At 71.9% G+C, this 18,424-nt stretch carries 10 protein-coding genes; 1 reads left to right on the top strand and 9 read right to left on the bottom strand.

The window, feature by feature from the left end:
- Positions 1 to 114: 114 nt before the first annotated feature.
- A complete protein-coding gene (gene ilvD, locus ACPPVS_RS04425) occupies positions 115 to 1,842 on the bottom strand; it encodes a dihydroxy-acid dehydratase (RefSeq protein ID WP_426594802.1) in 1,728 nt (575 codons plus the stop codon).
- 75 nt (positions 1,843 to 1,917) lie between these two features.
- Positions 1,918 to 2,583, bottom strand: coding sequence for a 4a-hydroxytetrahydrobiopterin dehydratase (locus ACPPVS_RS04420; protein WP_426594801.1), 666 nt, complete (start codon positions 2,581 to 2,583; stop codon positions 1,918 to 1,920).
- Positions 2,584 to 2,733: 150 nt separating this feature from the next.
- Between ACPPVS_RS04420 and ACPPVS_RS04415 the strand changes: the two genes are divergently transcribed.
- Positions 2,734 to 4,074 (top strand): cryptochrome/photolyase family protein, encoded by a 1,341-nt coding sequence (locus ACPPVS_RS04415; protein ID WP_426594799.1) that lies wholly within the window; start codon positions 2,734 to 2,736, stop codon positions 4,072 to 4,074.
- A gap of 75 nt (positions 4,075 to 4,149) precedes the next feature.
- On the opposite strand, the gene ACPPVS_RS04410 is transcribed toward ACPPVS_RS04415, so the two are convergent.
- From ACPPVS_RS04410 to ACPPVS_RS04380, 7 genes are all read right to left on the bottom strand, one after another.
- Positions 4,150 to 4,698 carry a GNAT family N-acetyltransferase gene (locus tag ACPPVS_RS04410; RefSeq protein ID WP_426594797.1) on the bottom strand — a complete coding sequence of 183 codons (549 nt, stop codon included), beginning with the start codon at positions 4,696 to 4,698 and terminating at the stop codon, positions 4,150 to 4,152.
- 52 nt (positions 4,699 to 4,750) lie between these two features.
- Positions 4,751 to 6,247: an Asp-tRNA(Asn)/Glu-tRNA(Gln) amidotransferase subunit GatB gene (gene gatB / locus ACPPVS_RS04405; protein WP_426594795.1), complete on the bottom strand. Its 1,497-nt coding sequence runs from the start codon at positions 6,245 to 6,247 to the stop codon at positions 4,751 to 4,753.
- A complete protein-coding gene (gene gatA / locus ACPPVS_RS04400) occupies positions 6,244 to 7,758 on the bottom strand; it encodes an Asp-tRNA(Asn)/Glu-tRNA(Gln) amidotransferase subunit GatA (protein ID WP_426594793.1) in 1,515 nt (504 codons plus the stop codon). The genes gatB and gatA overlap by 4 nt, the downstream gene beginning before the upstream one ends.
- Positions 7,755 to 8,054 carry an Asp-tRNA(Asn)/Glu-tRNA(Gln) amidotransferase subunit GatC gene (gene gatC / locus ACPPVS_RS04395; RefSeq protein WP_426594791.1) on the bottom strand — a complete coding sequence of 100 codons (300 nt, stop codon included), beginning with the start codon at positions 8,052 to 8,054 and terminating at the stop codon, positions 7,755 to 7,757. Before gatC ends, gatA begins: the two co-directional genes overlap by 4 nt.
- 10 nt (positions 8,055 to 8,064) lie before the next feature.
- Positions 8,065 to 8,481 carry a pilus assembly protein CpaE gene (locus ACPPVS_RS04390; protein WP_426594790.1) on the bottom strand — a complete coding sequence of 139 codons (417 nt, stop codon included), beginning with the start codon at positions 8,479 to 8,481 and terminating at the stop codon, positions 8,065 to 8,067.
- The gene (locus ACPPVS_RS04385; RefSeq protein ID WP_426594789.1) at positions 8,478 to 17,150 is read right to left on the bottom strand and encodes a hypothetical protein; all 8,673 of its coding nucleotides are present in this window, start codon (positions 17,148 to 17,150) and stop codon (positions 8,478 to 8,480) included. Before ACPPVS_RS04385 ends, ACPPVS_RS04390 begins: the two co-directional genes overlap by 4 nt.
- A gap of 223 nt (positions 17,151 to 17,373) precedes the next feature.
- The gene (locus ACPPVS_RS04380; protein WP_426594788.1) at positions 17,374 to 18,375 is read right to left on the bottom strand and encodes a sugar phosphate isomerase/epimerase family protein; all 1,002 of its coding nucleotides are present in this window, start codon (positions 18,373 to 18,375) and stop codon (positions 17,374 to 17,376) included.
- Between the last annotated feature and the right edge of the window lie 49 nt (positions 18,376 to 18,424).

Raw genomic sequence — 18,424 nt, 5'->3', positions numbered from 1 at the left:
CACGACCGTGGCGGGCCCCGCAGGGCGGAGCGCGCGACGCCGCTCAGGGCGCCGTCCGCCTCCGGGGCCGACCAGGGTGCCGCAGTCGAACGCCTGCGCTCGTCCCGAGCCCGGTCAGATGAGGACAGCGCCCTTGGACGCCGACTGCACCAGCTTGGCGTACTTGGCCAGGACGCCGCGGGTGTACTTGGCCGGCAGCGGCTCCCAGCCGTCCTTGCGCGCCTCGAGCTCCTCGGCCGGCACCAGCACCTCGAGCAGCTCGTTGGCCATGTCGAGACGGATCCGGTCGCCGTCCTTGACGAACGCGATCGGACCGCCGTCGACGGCCTCGGGCGCCACGTGCCCGACGCACAGGCCGGTGGTGCCGCCGGAGAAGCGTCCGTCGGTGAGCAGGAGCACGTCCTTGCCGAGGCCGGCGCCCTTGATCGCCCCGGTGATGGCGAGCATCTCGCGCATGCCCGGTCCGCCCTTGGGGCCCTCGTAGCGGATGACGACGACGTCGCCGGCGACGATCGTGCCGGCCTCCAGGGCGTCCAGCGCGTGGCGCTCGCGCTCGAAGACGCGGGCGGTGCCCTCGAAGACGTCGGAGTCGAACCCCGCGGACTTCACGACGGCGCCCTCGGGGGCCAGCGAGCCGTGCAGGATCGTGATGCCGCCGGTCTTGTGGATCGGGTTGGAGAGGGCGCGCAGGATCTTGCCGTCCGGGTCCGGCGGGTTCACGTCGGCCAGGTTCTCGGCCACCGTCTTGCCGGTCACGGTCAGGCAGTCGCCGTGCAGCAGACCGGCGTCGAGAAGGGCCTTCATGACGACCGGGACGCCGCCGATGCGGTCGATGTCGTTCATGACGTAGCGGCCGAACGGCTTGAGGTCGCCCAGGTGCGGCACCTTCGCCGCGACGCGGGAGAAGTCGGCGAGCGTGAGGTCGACCTCGGCCTCGTGCGCGATGGCCAGCAGGTGCAGGACCGCGTTGGTCGAGCCGCCGAACGCCATCACCACGGCGATGGCGTTCTCGAACGCCTCCTTGGTCATGATCTGGCGGGCCGTGATCCCCCGACGCAGCAGCTCGACGACGGCCTCGCCCGACTTGAAGGCGAAGGCGTCGCGACGACGGTCGGCGCTGGGCGGGGCGGCCGAGCCGGGCAGCGACATGCCCATGGCCTCGGCGACCGACGCCATCGTGTTGGCCGTGTACATGCCGCCGCACGCTCCCTCGCCGGGACAGATGGCACGCTCGATGCGGCCCACGTCCTCGCGGCTCATGAGCCCGGCGGCGCAGGCACCGACGGCTTCGAAGGCGTCGATGATCGTGACGTCCTTCTCGGTGCCGTCCGACAGCTTGACCCAGCCCGGCGCGATCGACCCCGCGTAGAGGAAGACGCTCGCCAGGTCGAGGCGGGCCGCGGCCATGAGCATTCCGGGCAGCGACTTGTCGCAGCCGGCCAGCAGCACGGAGCCGTCGAGGCGCTCGGCCTGCATCACGGTCTCCACCGAGTCGGCGATGATGTCGCGGCTCACCAGGGAGAAGTGCATGCCCTCGTGGCCCATCGAGATGCCGTCCGAGACCGAGATGGTGCCGAACTCGAGCGGGTAGCCACCGCCCGCGTGCACGCCGCTCTTGACCGCCTGGGCGAGGCGCTGGAGCGACAGGTTGCAGGGCGTGATCTCGTTCCACGAGCTCGCGACGCCGATCTGCGGCTTGGCGAAGTCGTCGTCACCGAGCCCGACCGCGCGGAGCATGCCGCGTGCGGCCGTCGCCTCGAGACCGTCGGTGACGGTGCGCGAGCGGGGCTTGATGTCGACGCCGTTGGAGGTGGGGGCCTTGTTGTCGGACGTCACGGTCATGTTCGCGAGTGTAGGACTGCCGGTCGGTTGCTCCGAGCGCGGGTCATCCTGCGGATAACCACATGCTGGACGCCCTCAGCTCCTGGAGCGCCCCTGCCAGGTGCAGACGCAGGCCTCGTTGCCTTCGACGTCGGCCAGCACCCAGAACCGTGGCGCGTAGCCGTCGTTGACCAGGTGCCCGCCGGCCGCGATCGATGCCGCGACGCGGGCCTCGGCCTCGTCGTGCGGCACCAGCACGTCGAGGTGGATGCGGTTGCGCTGCGGACGCGGCTCGTCCATCTGCTGGAACCAGAACGTAGGCCCGACACCGGCCGGGTCGGCCAGCTCGCTGCTGTCGCCGACGACGCGCTCGTCGTAGGCCAGCACCGCCTGCCAGAACGGGCGGACGGCCGGGATGTCCAGCGCGTCGATGGCGATCTCGACGGTCTCCGATCGCGGCGGCTTCCCGGTCAGGCCCAGCTCGTCCGCCAGGGCGCTGATGGTCGCCGCGAGGTCGACGTCCCGTTGCGTCAGGCCGCCCGCGTCATGGCTGGTCGTGGTCACCGCCACCTCGCCCCAGCGCAGCAGCACGTCCGGGTGGTGGTTCGCGGCGTCGGCCGCCTCGGCGATGCGCGCGACGAACGCGGCGGCACCGGCGAAGTCGTCGGCACCGAACGTGGCTCGCAACCGACCGCCGATCACGCGCCAGTGCCGGTCGTCGACCCGGTCGGTGACGACCGACCACTTCAGGATCTGCGTCATGCGCACCACCCTGCCATCGGGCGCCGACACCCGCTCGACGTCGGCCCCATTGGGTTCACGCCGATCCGCATCGGGCGCCTCCCCCGACCCTCGTCCCGACGGTCGCGCCTCGACGCGCGCGCCCGGGGCCCGGGCACGTACCGTCGCCGGATGCCGACCGTCCACTGGTTCCGCCGCGACCTGCGCCTGGCGGACAACCCGTCGCTGCTCGCCGCGGTGGAGGCCGCGCGTTCGTCCGACGACGGCACGGTCGTGCCTCTGTTCGTCGTCGATCCCGGGCTGTGGGCCACGGCCGGCGCGCCACGCCTCGCCTATCTCGCGGCCTCGTTGCGCGCCCTCGACGACTCGCTCGGCGGCCGGCTGGTGGTGCGCACCGGGCGAGCGGCTGACGTGGTCCCCGCGGTCGCCGCCGAGGTGGGCGCGGACGCCGTGCACGTCACCGCCGCCACCGAGCCGTACGGCAGGCGGCGCGACGAGTCGGTGGGCGTGCCCCTGATCCGCACCGGCTCTCCGTACGCCGTCGGACCGGGCCTCCTGCGGACGAGGACCGGCTCCCCGTTCCAGGTGTTCACGCCGTTCCGACGCGCGTGGCTGGAGCACGGCTGGGCCCCTGCCGCCCCGCGACCCTCGGGCAGCCCCTGGGCGCACCTGCGGTCGGACGGTCTGCCCGCCGCGCCGGCGACCGACGTCCGGCTGCCAGCCGCCGGGGAGGCCGCGGCGCTGCGCCGGTGGCACGAGTTCGTGCGCGACGGCCTGTCGTCCTACCCGACCGACCGCGACCGACCTGACGTCGGCGGGACGTCGCACATGTCGATCCCCCTGAAGTTCGGCGAGCTGCACCCGCGGACGCTGCTGGCCGACCTGCCCGCGACCGCCGACGTCTTCCGGTCCGAGCTGGCCTGGCGCGAGTTCCACGCCGACGTCCTGTGGCACCACCCGTCGGCGGCGCGGACCTCGTTGCGGGCCGTGGTGCCCGACGACTCGTGGGCCACCGGCCGCGGCGAGCTCGCCTCGTTCGCGGCCTGGGCGGAGGGACGGACGGGGTACCCGATCGTCGACGCCGGCATGCGGCAGCTGCGGGCCCTCGGATGGATACACAACCGCGTCCGCATGGTCGTCGCGTCGTTCCTGGTCAAGGACCTGCACGTGCGCTGGCAGCGGGGCGCCGAGCACTTCATGGCGTGGCTGGTCGACGGTGACGTCGCACAGAACCAGCTCAACTGGCAGTGGGTGGCGGGCACCGGGCGCGACGCCGCGCCGTACTTCCGGGTGTTCAACCCGGTGACGCAGGGTCGGAAGTTCGACCCGGTCGGCTCCTACGTCCGCGAGTGGGTGCCCGAGCTGCGCGGCATCGAGGGCGGCGCGGTCCACGAGCCGTGGAGGCTGCGCACGCCACCCGCCGGCTATCCAGCGCCGGTCGTCGACCACGCCGCCGAGCGTCGCGTGGCCCTGGACGACTTCCACCGCGGCCGGCCCGGACCGCCGAGGTAGTCGGTTGGCGACGAGATCGTGGGCCACAGCTGACGACCTCGTCGCCGGGTCACGATCTCGGCGGGACGCGGTGCGTCAGGAGGGGATCTGGGCGGCGCGGTACTCGTCCTCGAGGATGGCCATGATGATGGCGTCGCACCAGCCGTCGCCGTCGCGGTACGCGTCGCGCTTGCGGCCCTCGATGCGGAACCCGATGTTCTCGTAGAGCGACTTGGCGCGCGCGTTGATGCTCAGCACGTCGAGCTCGACGCGGTGCAGCCCGAGACCGTCGAAGGCGAGGCCGAGCACGAGCTGGATCCCCTCGGTGCCGTAGCCGCGGCCGCGGTACTGCGGTCCCATGGACAGGCGCAGGTTGGCCGACCCGACGTGCTCGTCGACCTCGTTCAGCACGATCTCACCGCGGAACGTGTCGTCGCCGTCGACCGTGACCGCGAAGTCGTACCGGTCCTGCGCGGTCGCTCGGCTGGCGCACCACGCGTCGATCTCCTGGCGCGTGAACGACGCCGTCGTGCCCGTCAGGCGGTTGCCCTCGGGGTCCGCCAGCATCTCCCACATCGCGTTCGCGTCGCTCGCGCGGATCGGTCGGAGCACGATCATCTCGCCCTGCAGCGTGGGCTTCTCCATCGTCCGCTCCTCTCGCGTCCGCCGAGACTACGGCCGATTTGTGGACACGGTGTTACGACCCGATCCGCTCCAGCAGCAGCTCCCGGACGCGCCCGGCGTCGGCCTGCCCGCGCGTCGCCTTCATGACCGCGCCGATGATCGCGCCGACCGGTCCGAGGTTGCCCGAGCGGATCTTCTCGGCGATGTCCGGCTGCGCGGCGAGCGCGGCGTCGATCGCGTCGAGCAGCGGGCCGTCGTCGGACACCACGCCCAGGCCGCGGGCGGCCACGACGTCGGCCGGGTCACCCTCACCCGCCAGGACGCCCTCGAGCACCTGGCGGGCCAGCTTGTCGTTGATCGCCCCGTCGTCGACCAGCTTCTGCAGCTGGCCGATCTGGGTGGGCGTCACCGCGAGGGCCTCGAGCTCGACGTCCTGCTGCTTGGCCGTGCGGGCCAGCTCGCCCATCCACCACTTGCGCGCGGCAGCGGGCGAAGCACCCGCGGCGATCGTCGTCTCGATGAGGTCGACGGCGCCGGCGTTGACCACGTCGCGCATCTCGGCGTCGGCGTACTCCCACTCGGCCTGGAGCCGGCGGCGACGAGCGGCCGGCATCTCCGGCAGGCCGGCGCGGATCTCCTCGACCCAGGCGCGGTCCGGCGCGATCGGCACCAGGTCGGGCTCCGGGAAGTACCGGTAGTCCTCGGCGTCCGACTTCACGCGGCCCGATGCCGTCGTGCCGGTGTCCTCGTGCCAGTGACGCGTCTCCTGGATGATCGCCACGCCGTCGTCGAGCTGCCCCGCCTGGCGGCTGACCTCGTAGCGCACGGCCCGTTCGACCGACCGGAACGAGTTGACGTTCTTGGTCTCGGTCCGGGTGCCGAGCGGGCTCTCGGGCGTCGGGCGGATCGAGACGTTGACGTCGGCTCGCACGTTGCCGCGCTCCATCTTCGCCTCGGAGACGCCCAGCGCGCGGAAGATGTCACGCAGCGTCTGGACGTAGGCGCGGGCCACCTCGGGCGCCCGCTCACCCGCGCCGGTGATCGGCTTGGTGACGATCTCCACCAGCGGGATGCCCGCCCGGTTGTAGTCGACCAGCGAGTACTCCGCGCCGTGGATGCGGCCGTCGGCGCCACCGATGTGCGTGTTCTTGCCCGCGTCCTCCTCCATGTGCGCGCGCTCGATGTCGACGCGGAAGATGCTCCCGTCGTCGAGCTCGACGTCGAGCCAGCCCTCGTAGGCGATCGGCTCGTCGTACTGGGAGGTCTGGAAGTTCTTGGGCACGTCCGGGTAGAAGTAGTTCTTCCGCGCGAACCGGCAGTTCTCGGCGATCGAGCAGTTCAACGCCAGGCCGATGCGGATGGCGTACTCCACGGCGGTCGCGTTGACGGCCGGCAGCGCGCCCGGCAGGCCCAGCGAGACGGGCGTGACCTGCGTGTTCGGCTCCGCGCCGAACGTGACCTCGGCGCCGTCGAACATCTTGGTGCGCGTGCCCAGCTCGACGTGCACCTCGATCCCGATGACCGTGTCGTAGCGCGCGACGGCGTCGTCGTAGTCCACCAGGGCGCTCATCGCGCGACCTCCAGCTCAGGAGCCTGGGCGAGCAGCGGGCCGCCCCAGCCGTTCTCGAGCAGCGCCTCGAGCGCCGCGCCCACGCGGTACAGCCGGTCGTCGGCCTTGGCCGGGGCCAGGATCTGGAAACCGACCGGCAGGCCGTCGTCGGACAGCCCGGCCGGCAGCGACATCCCGGGGATGCCCGCCAGGTTCGCCGGGATCGTCGCGACGTCGTTGAGGTACATCGCCAGCGGGTCGTCGAGCTTCTCGCCCAGCTTGAACGCCGTGGTCGGCGCCGTCGGGGAGACCAGCACGTCGGCGGCGCCGAACGCGGCCGTGAAGTCGCGCTGGATCAGCGTGCGGACCTTCTGCGCCGACCCGTAGTACGCGTCGTAGTAGCCGGCAGACAGGGCGTACGTACCCAGGATGACGCGGCGCTTGACCTCGTCGCCGAAGCCCTGGCCGCGGGTGGCGGACATGACGCGCTCAGCGGTCGGGTGGTCCTCCGGGACGACCCGCAGGCCGAACCGCATGCCGTCGAACTTGGCCAGGTTGCTGGACGCCTCGGCCGGCAGGATCAGGTAGTAGGCCGCGAGCGCGTACGTGAAGTGCGGGCAGGAGACCTCGACGATCTCGGCGCCCGCGCCCCGCAGCACCTCGAGCGACTCCTCGAACCGCGCGAGCACGCCCGGCTGGTAGCCCTCGCCCTGCAGCTCGGAGATGACGCCGACGCGCACGCCCGACAGGTCGCCGGTCGCGCCGAGACGGGCGGCGTCCACCAGACCGGGCAGCGGCTCGTCGATCGACGTGCTGTCGCGCGGGTCGTGGCCGCCGATGAGCTCGTGCAGGAGCGCCGAGTCCAGGACGGTGCGCGTGACCGGGCCGGCCTGGTCCAACGACGACGCCAGCGCGATGAGCCCGTACCGGGAGACGCCGCCGTAGGTCGGCTTGACCCCGACGGTGCCCGTGACGGCGGCGGGCTGGCGGATCGAGCCACCGGTGTCCGTGCCGATGGCCAGCGGAGCCTCGTACGCAGCCACGGCCGCGGCCGATCCGCCGCCCGAGCCGCCGGGGATGCGGTCGAGGTCCCACGGGTTGTGGGTGTTGCCGTACGCGGAGTGCTCGGTGGAGGAGCCCATCGCGAACTCGTCCATGTTGGTCTTGCCCAGGATCGGCAGACCGGCGGCCTTGAGCTTCTCGACGAGGGTCGCGTCGTACGGCGGCACCCAGCCCTCGAGGATCCGCGAGCCGGCCGTCGTCGGCAGACCCTTGGTGACGACGACGTCCTTGACGGCGATCGGGACTCCCGCGAGCGCGTGCAGGTCCTCCCCCGCGGCACGGCGCGCGTCGACGTCGGCCGCGACGGCCAGCGCCTCGTCGCCGCTCACGTGCAGGAACGCGTGCACCGCGGGCTCGACGCCGGCGATGCGGTCGAGGTGCGCCTGCGTCGCCTCGACGCTGGACACCCCCCTCGTGACGAGCGCGTCCGCGAGAGCGGCGGCGGACAGCCGCGTGAGATCGGCGCTCACGCGTCCTCCCCCAGGATCTGCGGCACCGCGAACTTGCCGTCGATCGACGCGGGCGCGGAGGCCAGCACCAGGTCCCGGTCCACCGGGGCCTCAGGCACGTCGGCGCGGAACACGTTGGTCAGCGGCAGGGGGTGGCTGGTGGCCGGCACGTCGGGCGTGGCGATCTCGCTCACGCGCGCGACCGACTCGACGATGACGTCGAGCTCGCCCGCGAGGCGGTCGAGCTCCGCCGGCGTCAGGTCGATCCGTGCCAGGCCCGCCACGCGCGCGACCTCGTCGCGAGAGAGGGTGGACATGGCTGGGAGTCTAGTCGGGCGCGCTCCCGGCGAGCGTCACCAGGGCCAGCACCGCCTGGGCGTAGGCGTCGGCGGCGTCGTCCGCGGAGAAGACCTGTTCCGGCCTGCCGGCGAGCTCCACGAGCACCTGGTAGCCGCCGAACGTCGAGCGCGCCAGGCTGCGGAACGTGCCGCCCAGCAGCTCACGCAGCTGGTCCTCGCGCGGAAGCCAGAGGGCGTCCTCCTGGGCCACGGAGTCCAACGCCCACTCGGTGGTGCCGTTGAACCCGAGCACCGTGCCCGTGGGGTACTCGTGCGGCTCGACCACCATGTCCGCGATCGTGAACACCTGGTCCTCGAGCCTGCGCACGGCGAACGTGTCGCCCGGGCTCGGGTGCCACCGCAGCCCGGCGTCGAGGAGCTGCTGCGCGCGTCCGACGCCGATCATGCGAGCCGCCGACGGTGTCCGACGAGCGCGAGCAGCGCGCCGCCCGAGACGAGCAGGACCGCCAGGATCCCCCACGAGATCGCATCGGTGCCCGTGGCGGACAGCGTCGGCTGCGGTACGACGACCGTCGCATCGTCCTGGACCAGCACCGCCGAGCAGTCCGGGCACAGAGGCTGTCCACCGGTCGCGGTGGCGACGTTGGTCAGCGACGTGCCGGGAGCGGCCGTCAACCGGGTGTGCACGACGATCGGCGGCGCGGCCTGTCCGACGGCCAGCGGGTCCGCATAGTTGCAGGTCACCGTGTCGGACAACGCGTTGCAGGTCCAGCCCGAACCGGCCGCGCTCACGAACACCATGCCCGCGGGCAGGTCGTCGACCATCGTGATCGGGGCCGTGGTCGCGTTCGGCCCGAGGTTGGTGACGACGATCTGGTACACCGGCAGCTCGCCCGGGATGCCGACGACGTCCTTGGTGATCGCGAGCTTCGACAGGCCGAGCACCTCGACGTCGTCCGTCGCGGTGTTGTTGTCGGGGTCCACGTCCTCGCTGGGCGTGCTCACCTCGGCGACGTTGGTCACCGACGGGTACGCGTCGGCATGGACCGAGACGACGAGCGTGATCTCGACAGGGGCGTCCATCGCGACGCCGGCGGCGATCGTGCACGTGACCGCCTGGCCGACCGCGGCGCAGGTGACGCCCGTGCCCGTGCCCGAGACATAGGTGACCCCGGCGGGCAGGTCGTCGGTGACCGTCACCGGACCGGGGTCGTCCGTCGGGCCCCCGTTGGCGACCGTGAGCGACCACGTGCCGTCGCTGCCGACGGTGAACGATCCCGCGTGCGTCTTGGTGATCGACAGGTCGACCTGCGGGGGCACCGTGACGGTGTCCGTCGCCGTGTTGTCGGCCGGATCGATCTCGGGCGTGCTGGTCGACACCGTCGCGACGTTGTCCACGCCCGGGTAGGCCGCCGGGCCGACCGTGACGACGACCTCGACGTCCGGTGCGTCGGCGCTTGGCGCCAGCGGGTCGGCCAGCTCGCACCGGACCAACGGACCCAGCTGCAGGCACGTCCAGTCGGTGCCCGTTGCGGACACGTACGTCAGACCGGTCGGCAGCGGGTCCCGGAGCACCACGTCGCGAGCCTCCGACGGGCCGTCGTTGTGCACGCCCACCGTGAACGTCAGGTCGTCGCCGATCCGCACGGGCCCGGCGTGCGCCTTGGTCACCGAGAGGTTGGCCGCCGTGTCCACGGTCACCGGGTCGGTGGCGGTGTTGTTGCCGAGCGTCGGGTCGGTCGTGCCCGACTCGACGCGGGCCGTGTTGGTGTACGTGCCTGCGTCGACCGTCGGATCGACCGCCACCGTGAGCAGCAGGTCCGGTGCCTTGTCGCCGGCGGCCAGGACCGTCACGTCGTCGAGGTCGCAGACCACGGTCGTCGCAGCGCCGTCCGGCGTACAGGTCCACGGTCCCGACGACGAGACGTACGTCAGCCCGGTCGGCAGCGTGTCGGTCACCTCGATGGGCGCCTGGGCGTCCGACGGGCCGTCGTTGGTCACGCCGATGGTGAAGACCACCTGCTGCCCGGCGGAGACGGTCCCCGACGGGTGGGTCTTCGTGATCGCGAGGTCCGCCTCCGCGACGACCGTGATGGTCGCGTCGTCCGTGTTGTTGCTGGTCACCGGGTCCGTGGTGGACGAGCCAACCGTCACCGCATTGGTCAGCGAGGTGCCGTCGAGCACGGTCGGCTCGACCTCGGCGACGACCGTGATCACGCTCGACGTACCCGCCGGGAACGACGCCCGGTCGCAGCCGACCGTCGACGGCCCTGCCGCGCACGTCCACCCGTCACCGACCGGTCCGCTCGCCGACACGCCGGTCAGCCCAGGCGGCAACGCGTCGGCGACGTGCACGTCGTCCGCGTCCGACGGTCCGATGTTGGTGATCGTCAGGGTGTAGGTGACCTGCTCGCCGGCGCGGAACGGACCCGCCCCGACCACGTCCTTGACCACGGCGAGGTCCGCGACGTCGCCGACGAGGACGACGTCCTCGGCGTCGTTGTTGGTCAGGTCCGGGTCCGTCTGCGGACCGTCGACCGACGCCTGGTTGAGGATCAGCGACGGTCCGGCGTCGGACGCGACCTGCACGGTGAGCAGGATCGGCGGGGCCAGCGCGGGCGTCGTCGGCGAGCCGCCCGCGATCCCGGTGGCACTGGTGCACGTGACCACGCCCGCGGCCTGCGTGCAGACCCACCCGGTCCCCGTCGCCGAGACGTAGGTGACGTCGGCGGGCAGGGCGTCCGTCACCACGATCGGTCCGACCGTCGCGGACGGCCCGAGGTTGGACGCCTGCAGCGTCCACTCGAACAGGTCGCCGGCGGTGGCGGGCCCCGTGTGCGTCTTGGCCAGTGCCAGGTCCGAGACCGACGTGAACGCCGTGTTGTCGGTGTCGGTGTTGTTCGCCAGGTTGGGGTCCGGCGTCGGCGAGGCGACGGTCGCCGTGTTGAGGAAGGCGCCGGTCCCCGCGCCGGAGTCGACATCGACCACGATGCTCACCTGGGTGGTCGCGCCGAGCGCGAGCCCGGCGGTGCTCGTGCACGTGACCACCTGCCCGGCGGCGGTGCAGCTCCACGTCCCCGACGGCGTGACCGTCGAGCTGAACCTCAGGCCGGTGGGCAGGGTGTCCGTGATCGTCAGGTTGGCCGCAGCGTCGGAGGGGCCGTTGTTCACCACGTCGAACCGGTAGACGCCCGTGGAGCCCGCGACGAACGTGCCGGTGTGCGACTTGGCCAGGGCGAGGTCCGCCGAGGTGGTGACCGGGAAGGTGCTGGTCGCGGTGTTGTTCGCTGTGTTCGGGTCCGGCGTCGTGCCCGACACGGTGGCCGTGTTGGTGATCGACCCCGTGACCGTCGGGGCGATGTGCGCGACGACGACGATCTGGGGGGCGACGGCGCCGGCCGCGAGGACCGTGGCACGGGTGCACGTGATCGTCTGGCCCGTCGCACCGCAGGTCCACCCGACGCCCACCGCGCTCACGAAGGTGGTCCCGGCAGGCAGGGTGTCGATGACCGTGATGGTGGGCTGGGAGTCCGACGGACCGTTGTTGGTCACGCCGACCGCCCACACGGTGTCCCCGCCCGCCACGCCGGGGCCTGCGTGCGACTTGCTGACCGCGAGGTCGGCGCTCGTGGTCACGGTCGCGGCGTCGGTGGTCGCGTTGTTCGCGGTGGCCGGGTCGTACGTCCTAGCGGTCACCGACGCGGCGTTGGTGAAAGACGTACCGCTCGGAGTCGTCGCGGGGATCGACGTCACCACCGCGATCGGCGGGAACGACGCCCCGGACGCCAGCGTCGCGCCCGCCGCGGTCCGGGTGCAGGTCAGCACACCGGCGACCGGCGGTGGGCAGGTCCATCCCGTCCCCGACGCCGACACGAACCCCGTGCCCGCCGGGAGCGTGTCGACGACCGTGAACGGCCCGACCGCGGGGTCCAGCCCGTTGTTGCGCACGACGACGCTCCAGGTGGCACTGCCACCCGCGACCACCGGATTCGCGTGCGTCTTGGTCACCTGGACGTCCGCGGAGTCGATCCGGGTCTGCGCCGAGACCTGCCCGTTGTCGTAGTCGCCGGCGAGGTTGCCGGTCGCGCCCGTCGCGTCCTCACCTTCCGCGCGAGCCCGGTTGACCTGCGGCACGGACGATCCGACACCGGGCGACGTCACGACCGTGGCGGTCGGCCGCAGCTGGAACTGCATCGAGGCCGACTCGCCCGGATGCACGGTGCCCAGGTCGGCCCAGCGCGCGACACCGGCGGTGATCACCGGGTCCGCGTAGGCGATCCCTGCACGCCCGGGCGCCGTGAGCACCGAGCTGCCGGGCACGAACTCCCAGCCGGTCGGGATCGTGTCGGTCAGGTCGACGCCGAAGGCCGGGGCGCCCCCGGTGTTCGTCGTCGCGACCTGCCAGGTGAAGGGCGAGCCGATGTAGGCCGGCGACGCGGAGACGGCCGTCTTGACCGTCTGCAGGTGCGGGAACGCGGGAGTGACGAGCGCGGTCGCGGTGGGGCCGACGTAGACGCGCCCGCCGCCCGGCAGCGACTGGTAGCTGGTGACCTGGACGGAGTTGGTCAGCGGCGTCGGGTCGAGGTTCTCCGACGGCGCGAGCGTGGCCACGTAGGTCACCGTCACCTCGGCTCCCGGCGGGTAGCCGACGCCGAGACCCCTCGTGTCCCAGGTGATCGTGCCTCCGCCGCGGACGGGGTCGTTGTCGGTCAGCACGCCACCGAAGCTGATCGCGTCGGGATCGACCACCACGCCGAGCGGCACGGTGTCGACGAGCACACCGTCGAACGAGTCGCTGACGTTCGGACCGCTCGCGTTGTGCGCGGTGATCGTGTACTCGAACCGGTCCGCCGGGCCCGGCGTCGGGTCGTCGACGACCTTGTCGATGGTCACGCTCGGCTCGAGCACCGTCACGGTCGCGCTGGCGAAGTCGCCCGGGGTGTCGAACGTCGCGTCGGCAGAGGTCGGCGCCCGGTTCGGGCTGTCCGCCGTCAGGTTCCAGGCCGTGTGCACGGTGTTGGTGAGGGGGACGCCGGCGACGTTGCCCGGCACGTCCGCGATCGTCCCCGTGTAGACGACGGTCGCGGTGCGCCGGTTGGCGTCGGGCGCGAAGTTGCCGAAGGTCCAGCCGATGAGGGTGGAACCGGCCGGTCCCGGTGCGTCGTCCAGGCGCACCGGCGTCGCCGTGCAGTCCTGCACCGGCACCGTCACGACGTGGCACACGTAGGAGGAGATGGTCACGTCGTCGATCCCCGCGGGCAGCTGGTCGATGAGGCTCAGGTCGTAGAAGGTGGTGTTGGCCGGAACCACGCCCGTGATCGTCCAGGTCACCTGCTGGCCGATCGTCGCACTGCTGGGCGAGACGGTCTTGGTGATGCCCGTGCCGATGATCGGGACGGTCGAGGACGCGGTGTCGGTGCCGGCTCTCTCGAGGGGGTTGTCGGGCGCCGTCGGGCCGGTCTTCCCGTCGTCGAGCGTCGAGCCCGAGAGCGTGACGTTGTTCGTGTACGACGTCGCCGCGACCGCATCGAGTGGCACCAGCGCGGTGTACGTCAGCACCACCGACGCGCCGGGCTCGACCGTGTCGAGCGCCCAGACGAGCGCGGTGGTCCCGGCCGCGCAGCCGTTGGCCGCCCCACCCGGCGCGGCGGGACTGCCCGGGATCGGACCGTACGCCTGGAAGATCATGCCGGCGGGCAGGCAGTCGACGACGAACGCGTCGTGCAGCGGTGTCCGGGCGGTGGCGCTGCCGTCGCCGTTCGCGTTCCGCGCGGTCACGGTGAACGTCACGGCCGTGCCGCCCGGGACGGGTGTGTCGGCGTCGTTGGTCTTGGTCACCTCCGGCCGGGGCTGGCGGATGTTGATCGTCCACGACGCTGTCGCCGGTGGCAGCGCCGAGCCCCCGAGGGTGGCCAGGCTGTCGAACCGGGCGGTGTTGATCGCCTGCAGGTTGTTCTGCGTGGCGCTCATGGCCGCCGGCGTGACCCGCGCCGTGAGCACCACCTCGAACCGCTGATCGAGGGCGGTCGCGTTGTTGTAGGTGCCGTCGAAGTCCACGGTGCCCGTCGCCGGGTCGAGCGTCACGGTCCCCGGGACCGGCGCGGTCGTCCCGCTGTCCGCATCGGGATGGAAGGTGAGCGTCGCGTCGCCCACCTGCTCGAACCCGGTCGGGAGCGGGTCCTTGAGGACGCCGTCGAACGACGCAGTGCCGGCGAGGATCCGCACGCCGTACGTGTAGGTCACCAGCTCGCCGATGGTCGCGTCGTTCTCGAGGTCGTTGTTCGTCTCGACGATCGACGTCGTGGCGGACTTGTCGACCACCGGGCCGGGCACGCGGACGTTCGACGGGTCGGATGCCGCCGGGGCGTCCCACTGCGGCGGCAGCACGCTCAGGTCGACGTTCTGCCGCGGGTAGAACGTCACGGTCCCGCCACCCGGGACGTTGGTCAGCGCCTCGTAGCTGCGCACGTACGCGGTGTCGGTGTAGACGGTGCTGACGCCCGCCGGGTCGGGGATCGTCGTGTCGTAGAGGATCGACTGCGTCGCGCCCGGGCCGATGCCCTGACCGGAGAGGTCCGGCTGTGTGCCGTCGATCGGGAACACCACCCGCAGCAGGCTCAGGTCGGCGGCACCGAGGAACGCCGGGTGCCCCGTCTGGCCGGGGTTCGTGCAGGTCACGGTCGGGGAGACGGCCTGCGCCGGCTCGAACCGCACGTCGGCGAGGTTGATGTCGTCGCACGTCAGCTGGGACGGGAGCTTGTCCCACACGTCCAGGGCGCCGACCTCGTAGCCGTTGGCCGTGCCCGCGACGCCAGCGTTGGTCACGTCGATGCGGAAGGTCGCGACGGACCCCGAGCGAACCTCCGACCCGTCGACGTTCGTGTTCGGGCCGTTGGGACCGGTAGATGGCACGTCGACCGACTCGACGCCCTTGACCACCTGGACCGGTGGGACGGGCGCACCCTCCATGACGAGGCTGTCGCGGAACGTCTCGGCGATCCCTGCGGAGTTCTCGACGCGCACCTTCATGAGGTTCGACCGGGTCAGCGCGGTGGTGCCCGGAGCCGCCGTCGTCACGTCGGCCTGGAGGACGGCCGCGAACACCGCGCCCGGATCCACGAACCGGTTGCCGCCCGGACGGGTCGTGCCGACGGTGAACTGCACGGCGGTGCTGGTCGAGGCGACGGTGAACGGCGCACCTGCGTTCGTGCTCGCGGCCACCGCCGACCCGGCGACGTACGTCATGGCGGGCGGCAGGAAGTCGGTGACCAGGGGGTTGCGGGTCTCGGTCAGGTCGGAGAACTCGACGGTGAGCAGGTAGCAGACCCGGTCGCCCTTGCGGAACACGGTCTCGTCGGGCGGGAACGACGACGGCTCGCCGTAGACGCTCACGTCGGTCGGGCACGTCCCGCCCGAGAGCGACCGTGGCGCGATGAGCTTCTCGATCGACTCCGAACCCGTCGTGAGCGTCCACTCGGAGTCGTCGAGCGCGATCGTGGTCCCGGTCTCGCCGGTCCCCGCGATCGGGGTCGTGGTGGCCGTGAGCGACGCGTGGTTGGTGAACGAGTCGCCCGTCGAGGTCGCCTGCCCGATCAGCGCACCGCCGAGGTAGGTCGAGAGCATCGCGGCGGAGTACGAGACGGTGGTCAGGGCGTCGGGGCCCTCGGCGATGGGGGCGAAAATCACGCCGAAGGTCCCGTCGACGTGCTGCGTCCCGGTGACGATCGCCGTGGAGGGCGCGGGCGCGCGTGACCCGTCGCAGGCCGCCAGGGCGCCGGTCGAGTAGTTGGTGCCGGGGCCGCCGAGCGGGCACGTGCCGTTGGGCAGCGTGTCGGACACGACGATGTCGGACGCGTCGACGTACTCGCTCGACTCGATCGTGAGCGTGTAGCGCACGGTTCCGCCGGAGAGGAACTCGGCGCGGTCCGCGCTCTTGCGCATCCGGACGTCCTCGATCGACACCCTGTTCCTGTCCGAGGCTGAGACCGTCGCCGGGGTGCCCGGAGCGGTGCTGCCCGCGAACGTGCCCGTGACCTGTGCGACGTTCGTCGCCGACTGCTCGGTGGTCGTCTCGCGCGTCGAAGGACCGGTGTTGTTGTCGAGGTTCGCGACCTGGAGCAGCCCGCCCGGAGCGGGGTCCGGGAACAGCGCGTTCGCGCGCAGCGGGACGCCCGCCGCGTAGCGCAGCGTGAAGCTGCTCGACGCCGCCATGTCCGGGATCGACCACTGCACCCGCGTGTAGATCCCCGCGGGGTAGGTGGTGCTGCCGTTCGGGGGCGGGTTCTGCACGGTCGTCACGGAGGTCGGTGTCAGGCAGTCGGCCGGTGCTGGGGTCGCCCCGAGCGACGGTGCTCCCGGGTACTCAGGTGCGGCGGAGTTGTCCACGCCACCGCAGCCGAGGAACTCGAGGGTGGCCGGGAGGTAGTCGGTCACGACGAGCCCGCTGCTGGCACCGGCGGGCGCGGTCTGCACGGTCAGCGAGTACACGGTCGTGTTGTCGTGCACGCCGCGCAACAGCTCACCCTCCGGGCTCGGCTCGGCCTTGGTGATCTGCAGGGCGGAGATGACGGTCGTCGTGGGGTTCGACGCCGCGTTCTCGGTCGCCGTGCCCGGCACGATCACACCCGTGTCGTCGAACTCCGGGGCGACGAACGGATCGGTGCTGCTGTAGACCTCGGCCGTGTTCTCGACCGTGGAGCCCACCGGGTACACCGTCGGGTCGGGCAGCACCTGGAACGTCAGGACCGCAGTCCCGTTGACGGAGAGGTCGGTGAGGTTCGACCACGTCAGCGTCGTCTGGCCCGAGTCCGGGTCCACCACCTGCGTCGGGTCGCCCGCACCGGCCGGAGTCGCCGAGCCCGGCACGTAGCTGACGCCGGGCGGGATCACGTCGCGGAACGCGAGGTTGTACTCCGTCGTGGCATCCGGGTTGCTCGACGGGTTGGTCACCGTGAGCGTGTAGGTGATGGGCTGGCCCGCCAGCACCTCCCCCGGAGCCGACTTGGACAGCTGGATCCCCGGTGCCGCGACCGCGACCGCGAGTGGTCCGAACAGGACCGCGACCAGCGTGAACACGCACGTCAGCACGGACGCGCGTACCCATGGGGCGCTCACGTCCTGCACCGCGGGGGCGCCAGTCACCTCTGTATGGTGCCTGATTTCTCGCGGATCGCACGAGTTGTCTGGTTTCACCCGGGTGGTCCCACCTGTCACACAGGTCACTTGCGCCACAGCGAGCGCGCGGCCCAGCAGGTCGCGCGCCGTCCGCACCGTGGCCCCTCAACCGCGGCGCGGACGACGCTCGTCCCCCGACGCCCATGTGCACGCCGGCCCCGTCTCAGCGCGTGCTGAACGCCGCGTCGAACGACGCCGCGGGCGGGTCGAACGCGTTGCGACGGACGAACTCCAGGGCCTGGGGCGCGCCGACGAGCCGGTCCATCCCGGCGTCCTCCCACTCCACCGAGATCGGCCCCGTGTAGCCGATCGAGTTGAGCACCCGGAACGCGTCCTGCCACGGCACGTCCCCGTTCCCGGTGGACACGAAGTCCCAGCCGCGGCGCGGGTCGCCCCACGGCAGGTGGCTGCCCAGGCGGCCGTTGCGGCCGTTGCCGATGCGCTTCTTCGTGTCCTTGCAGTCCACGTGGTAGATCCGGTCCCGGAACTCCCAGAGGAAGCCGACCGCGTCCAGGTCCTGCCAGACGAAGTGGCTCGGGTCCCAGTTGAGGCCGAAGGCGGTCCGGTGCCCGATGGCCTCGAGCGTGCGCACGGTGGTCCAGTAGTCGTAGGCGATCTCGCTGGGGTGCACCTCGTGCGCGAACCGGACGCCGACCTCGTCGAACACGTCGAGGATCGGGTTCCACCGGTCGGCGAAGTCCTGGTACCCGGCCTCGATCGTGTCGGCGCCGACCGGCGGGAACATGGCGACGTACTTCCAGATGCTCGACCCGGTGAAGCCGACGACCGTGTCGACGCCGAGCTTCGCGGCCAGCCGGGCGGTGTGCTTCATCTCCTCTGCGGCCCGCTGCCGGACGCCTTCGGGGTCGCCGTCGCCCCACACGCGGTCGGAGACGATGTCGCGGTGCCGCTGGTCGATCGGGTCGTCGCAGACGGCCTGGCCCTTGAGGTGGTTCGAGATCGCCCACACCTTCAGGTTGTACTTCTCCAGCAGCGCGAGCTTGCCGGCCACGTACTCGTCGTCGTCCCAGCGCCACGGGTCCAGGTGGTCGCCCCAGCAGGCGATCTCGAGGCCGTCGTAGCCCCACGACGACGCGAGCCGGGCGACCTCCTCGAAGGGCAGGTCGGCCCACTGGCCGGTGAACAGGGTGATCGGTCGTGCCATGGAACTCACTCCATCCTGGTCCGGGACCTCCCGGATCTGCTCGGGAACG

This window comes from Cellulomonas sp. McL0617, assembly GCF_049994875.1.
GTDB lineage: Bacteria > Actinomycetota > Actinomycetes > Actinomycetales > Cellulomonadaceae > Cellulomonas.
The sequence above is the reverse complement of the archived record's forward strand: the minus strand, read 5'-3'. Positions and strand labels throughout refer to the sequence as shown.

Coding starts and splice junctions, on each gene's coding strand:
- ilvD (WP_426594802.1), bottom strand. CDS start 1,842: ATGACCGTGACGTCCGACAACAAGGCCCCCACCTCCAACGGCGTCGAC.
- gatC (WP_426594791.1), bottom strand. CDS start 8,054: ATGTCCACCCTCTCTCGCGACGAGGTCGCGCGCGTGGCGGGCCTGGCA.
- ACPPVS_RS04410 (WP_426594797.1), bottom strand. CDS start 4,698: ATGGAGAAGCCCACGCTGCAGGGCGAGATGATCGTGCTCCGACCGATC.
- gatB (WP_426594795.1), bottom strand. CDS start 6,247: ATGAGCGCCCTGGTGGACTACGACGACGCCGTCGCGCGCTACGACACG.
- ACPPVS_RS04390 (WP_426594790.1), bottom strand. CDS start 8,481: ATGATCGGCGTCGGACGCGCGCAGCAGCTCCTCGACGCCGGGCTGCGG.
- ACPPVS_RS04415 (WP_426594799.1), top strand. CDS start 2,734: ATGCCGACCGTCCACTGGTTCCGCCGCGACCTGCGCCTGGCGGACAAC.
- ACPPVS_RS04420 (WP_426594801.1), bottom strand. CDS start 2,583: ATGACGCAGATCCTGAAGTGGTCGGTCGTCACCGACCGGGTCGACGAC.
- ACPPVS_RS04380 (WP_426594788.1), bottom strand. CDS start 18,375: ATGGCACGACCGATCACCCTGTTCACCGGCCAGTGGGCCGACCTGCCC.